The organism is Microcystis sp. M113S1 (genome assembly GCF_020246945.1).
In the GTDB taxonomy this organism is placed as follows: Bacteria; Cyanobacteriota; Cyanobacteriia; order Cyanobacteriales; family Microcystaceae; genus Microcystis.
Window position 1 is genome coordinate 1 of record NZ_JADBSA010000040.1, and the last position, 5204, is coordinate 5204.

Annotated in this window: 5 protein-coding genes; 4 read left to right on the top strand and 1 reads right to left on the bottom strand. The window is 44.1% G+C overall.

Annotated features, from left to right (window positions below; genetic code table 11):
- The coding region (locus IM319_RS02555) for a DUF3782 domain-containing protein (RefSeq protein WP_287734519.1) at window positions 1-504 on the bottom strand (504 nt) is incomplete at its 3' end.
- A gap of 596 nt (window positions 505-1100) precedes the next feature.
- Between IM319_RS02555 and IM319_RS02560 the strand changes: the two genes are divergently transcribed.
- The 4 genes from IM319_RS02560 to IM319_RS02575 form a co-directional block, all read left to right on the top strand.
- Window positions 1101-1868, top strand: coding sequence for a biotin/lipoyl-binding protein (locus tag IM319_RS02560; RefSeq protein ID WP_287734520.1), 768 nt, complete (start codon window positions 1101-1103; stop codon window positions 1866-1868).
- 51 nt (window positions 1869-1919) lie between these two features.
- Window positions 1920-2633 (top strand): hypothetical protein, encoded by a 714-nt coding sequence (locus tag IM319_RS02565; protein ID WP_287734521.1) that lies wholly within the window; start codon window positions 1920-1922, stop codon window positions 2631-2633.
- A gap of 64 nt (window positions 2634-2697) precedes the next feature.
- Complete coding sequence (locus IM319_RS02570) at window positions 2698-2874, top strand: hypothetical protein (protein WP_002735384.1); 177 nt, start codon at window positions 2698-2700, stop codon at window positions 2872-2874.
- Between the two features lie 55 nt (window positions 2875-2929).
- Window positions 2930-5204, top strand: a 2275-nt coding sequence (locus IM319_RS02575) for a hypothetical protein (protein ID WP_353857173.1), incomplete at its 3' end; no start/stop codon positions are given.

The following is a 5204-nucleotide window of genomic DNA, read 5'->3' on the forward strand; positions in this document are numbered from 1 at the left end:
AATTATTACATTGTCCCCTGACTGCACCAACACAAATAAACCCTGACGACAACCATAACTCGCAACCTCATTGGGAACAATCATCGCTGCCACCGCTCCCAAGGCCTTTACATCTCGAAAACGAGGCATTAACCGCTTAAACTTAGCCAAACGTTGTAAATGCTCATCCACATCCCTTTGAGTTAACTTACTTTTGACCTCCACTAAAATGGCATCCGTATCATTCACTACTAATAGATCAATCTCTAAACCCTCATTATCCCGTTTTACCGAAATACCAGGGTGAAACTCATGGACATCAATACCCCGCTCCTGAAACAGACGCACCACCGCAGGACGTACTTGCCACTCGACAAACTCTCCTAAACGATTGCCCAACTCCCCAATCTGCTGACTAACTCTGTTAATTTGTTTATCCGTTTCTTTTTGAGCTTGGGATAACTCTTGTTGGGATTGAGCTAATTGCTTTAGTATTGCCCGAATGTCTTCAATAGTGGCTGTCATAATGAATTTTCTCAAGTTAAAATGAAATTTTCTCTATTATAGCCCGATCGCTTTTTCTCCCTTGAAGTAACCGTTCAAGAGGGGACAAAATCTAGTAATCTAAAAAGACGTAGAAAAGAGCGGCTACTGTGAGAGAGTAGCATCCATGCCTCTAGGAAAGGCAGTGCTTCTCCTTCTCTGCTGCCCCAGGAGAGTCCTTCCACAGAGTCAATGCCACTGGCGGCTTGACATCCCCCCTCTGAACGGTTACAATGAAACTATAGGCCTTATCTAAGTTAGAAGCTGGAATGGTGTAAACTCGTTCGATAGATTATCTCTCTAGTGGGAGTGTTGGACTCAAATACTTGATGCCTATTAGGTTGTTTTAGCTCACATCAAGCGTACTACTTTATTATCTTTCTTACACGAAATTTTAAAGGTTTGAGCCTTCGGTAAATCTTTCGACGTACCCTAGTCATCCTGTCTCAAAAATAGCTTGAGCGATTTTTTCAGAGGATTTTCCTAATCTAAAGTAATATCCTCTGAATGTTTATAATGTTACAAATTAAGTGATTTTTACTCATTTCAGTACAATGGCAAAAAATCAAGCTGAATCTATGTCTGATCAGAATTATCAGCAGCCAGATATGGGTGCGAAGAAAACAACGCAGGCTAGGATAGAACATCAGGATAATAAGCAAATAAAAACGGGAATTGATTCTAAAATTGATTCAGAAAAAACGTCTAAATATTCGGAGCCAACAGGAAGATTAGGGGAGATAATCCTGCGCTTAATGCCTGTGGGTCTTTTGCTCGGAGGACTGAGTTATTGGGCGATAGTTGGCAAGATTCCGACTCCTGTTCAGGGACGAGCGGTAATTTTGATTCCTCGTTCTATTGTTAATATCGAACCCCGTCAAGGTGGGCGGGTGTTGACCCTCCTGATTCAACCCGGAGATTCTGTCAAAAAAGGGCAATTACTGGCAACTTTAGAGTTTCCTGAATTAGAAACAGAATTAAAAGATAAAAAGGATAGACTAGCAGATCTCAAGCAGCAGGATGAAAGAGTTGACTCTATTGAAGTGAGTCGTCGCCAATTGAATGCAGCCTCAATAGAGCGCCAGCAAAAGGCGAATCAGCTTCAGATTAAAGCACTTCAAGTTCAATTATCCAGTAATCAAAAACAGCGAGAAGCCTATCTCTCCCATGCTCGATATCTTAAAAATTTCCAGAACTCAACGGATGAAAGACTAGCCGCCTACGATAAACTTATCGAAGAGGGGGCTGTAGCCAAGCTAGATTTTCCCTCCTATTTATTTCAGTTCAATAATCTAGAGGCTTCTAATAGTATCAATCGCGTCCAAATAGAACTCGGTCTCGCGTAGCGAGCGCGTTGCGACCGCCTTAAGGGGGTTGATGAAAGCCTGCGAGCGCAGATGAACGCATTGACGGCACAGAATAATATACTAAACACAGAAAAACGGCAAATAGACCTCCAAGATACAGGCAGTGATATTCTTCGTTACAATGCGATCGCTGACCAGCAACGAGAGATTAATACGTTAAAAACCACTATTCAAGCCAACAAAAATGTAGTGAGTCTGTACAACGGCCAGATTTTAGACTTATCTGTTAATCCAGGGGAAGTCCTGGCTCCGGGGGGGCGCATAGGTACGTTAGAAGTCTCCAATCTAAAGGCCAAAACCAGCGTGGTGGCATTGTTTAAGAGTGGTGATGCCAAACGATTAGAACCGGGCAAGGAAGTAGAAGTCGTTCCCGATCTCTATGATCGCGAACGCTATGGGGGTATCGTCGCTAAGGTCATTACCGTCGATCAGCAGCCGGTAACTGTCGCAGAACTGGCAAATATAGTCGGAAGTAATGAACTCGCCAGCAAGCTGTTTCTGGGTAGAGATGAAGACGATCGCGATAAGCCTATACCCGTCAATGCAAGTGTTATCAAAGCCACTTTAGCGCTGAAGGTCGATCGCAATACACCGAGTGGTTTTTACTGGACCCAAGCCAAGGGAGCGCCCCAAACAATTACCAACGGGACTACCGCAGATGTCCATGCCGTGGTAGAAGAGCGTTCTTTAGTGAGTTATATAACCCCTGCTTTTCGCTGGATTACAGGGGTGTACCAACGTTAACCACAATCTTGCGCTCGCAAGTAGCTTAAAGAAACAAAGACTGGAATAAACGGTTAAACCTAATATGGAAAATCCGAAAAGACGTTCTCAATGGTGGACTTGGTGGTTTAAGTGGTGGATTATTGCCGCAGCCTTTGTTTTAGTCATCTTGATCCATAGTGAGCCTCCTCAGCTTTGGTTTTGGTTGGTGACGTTTTTGGCACTGATTTTATATGGGATTGAGCGAGCGATTAATGGGTAACAATGAGTAAGTCGAAAAAGGATATAGAGATACCTTGGACAGTAAAAACGGGCTAATGATCAGACAGGGATTGAAGTTTTCCCTGGGTGCTGCTCTCTTAACGAGTTTCTTTTGGCACCGAGGAAATGTATTAGACAACTTTGTCTATCCCGTCTTTGGGTATGTATCTGTACTGATTGAGCCATCGATGGGAGGTGCGGTCGCAACGCGCTCGCTACGCGAGATCGCTGCAGGTTTGGGGCGTTTGGGGGGAAGTGCTTTGGGGGGAATCATTGCCGCTATCCTGGTGAACGCCTACGGAATCCAAGGCTCAAGTTTTTTTGTCATTCCCTCTCTCACCTACATTTTAGCCGCCCTGATCTGTGAAACTTACCGATGGCAAGCCGCTTATTCCCAAGCCACACTACTGGGCGCTTTAATTGCCATGAGAGTGGTAGGAACATCAGCACAACAAGATATCTGGCTCTATTTGCGGTCGCAACGCGCTCGCTACGCGAGATCGCGCCTGATCGATAACTGGATCGGAATCGCTGTGGGAATTGCTGTGGCCTTACTATTTTGGCCCCAGAATACTCGATCCGATCTCAACCGGAACTTGATGGGAATCCTTCAAGATATACCGCACTTGTTCCAAAAAATCCTCGATCGCCACTTAAAAACTGAGGTCGAGGAGCGGGATTATCCTCTTTCTATTGAGCAGAACGAGCTTAACTTACTCAATCAGATTAAAAAATCAACACAAACTAGCCTTTCAACACTCACAAAAGCAACCCATGAATTCGGTAGTGAGATATTGGTGGCAGAAAATTGGAGTGAAATCTTGGCAATTCAGAACCAATTGACTCGACAATTAGCTGATCTGATGGCTTTTAATGGCGAAAAGCATGAACAAAATTTAGTGCATCAGTTCAGGGATGAATTTCACCAATTGGCGACTCATCTTACCGACAGCTTTGATAGCTTGAGCGATCTGAGTAACGCCAAAAAAATCTTAGCTACCCCTTACCTTACAGAATTAGAAGAAGATTTAGCGAATATTGGGGGTAAACTTGATCATCTCCGAACAAGTGGAGAAATTGACCGGTATGATCTTCAAGAATCACTACAGTTTTATCAATTTATTCAACTTGTATCTCGATTTATCCAACAATGCGAGGGATTACGAGGCAGGATAATCGATAAAACGAAAGTAACTGCAACTTTCAGACGAAGACACCTGATTACCTTTCCCAAATGGGTCCCTATATCCCTAAAACGCCTGATAGAAATTGTCAGTCTTGGCGTGGTTATTGGTTTGTTACTGGCTATTATTCGTCACATCGAGTTTCCCTATCCTTCTGCTTACGAAAAAGTTGCAGATATTGTGATAATAGGTGCAGTGGTCACTGTCATTCAACCGACACGGGGTCGAGCGATCGCGATCGGTTGTGCGGCAACTGTTTCGTTGAGTTTGACGATTCTCTGTATTTACCTGTTGGTCAAGTCCTTTGGTTATAATCCTTTTAGTAGCAGTCTGGCTTATTTTTTCGCCTACTTCAGTTGTGCTTGGCTGGGGTTTACACCCATCGCTCGCATCGGTGCGATTGTAGCAGCCGATGCCATCGGGAAGGATATTTTTCCTTTTTTCGAGCAAGGAATTCGGGCCGCACTGATTTCAGTTCCCGTAGGTGCGTTTCTGGGGGTGTTGCTGACCACTGTATTTATGACAGAATCGGCTACAAACGAACTGGAAACAGATTTTTCTGTGACTTTTAAGAAAATGGGACAGCTATATCAAAAACTGCTGTCAGGCTATTTTCAGGATACGATACCACCGTCAGATATCGCCCAACTGAAGCAGGCAATTACAGTGGCGATTGCCAAACATCCAGCCTCGGTTAAGATTGCCAGTCTCGAACAAATTTCCACAGTTTTAGCAACCAAACACCAAAATTTTTGGAATTTCTCCATCGGCTACGAACAAAAACTCTGGGCTCAACTGGATGCTTTACAAGATGTGCTACAGCAACCGCTTCCTGAACCGATACGACAAAAGTTTTTACCTGAATTACAAGCGGTCGCAACGCGCTCGCTACGCGAGACCGCACAACAAACTGCGATCGCTTTTGATGAAATGGCTGAGGCGATCGCTGCCCAGGTCATTCTCAACCCACCAAAGCTAGGATTGCTCATCCAAGAAATTGAATCTCTTGAGAAGCAATTACTGAGCTTGCGGGTTGAGAGTCGAAGTTATCCCTTAAATGAGCTAATCGCCTTTAGCTCGGCTTTTATGACGATGAAAGCCATTGCCAGCAACTTAAATCAAATGAGTCAAGACTTACCTGCCTACA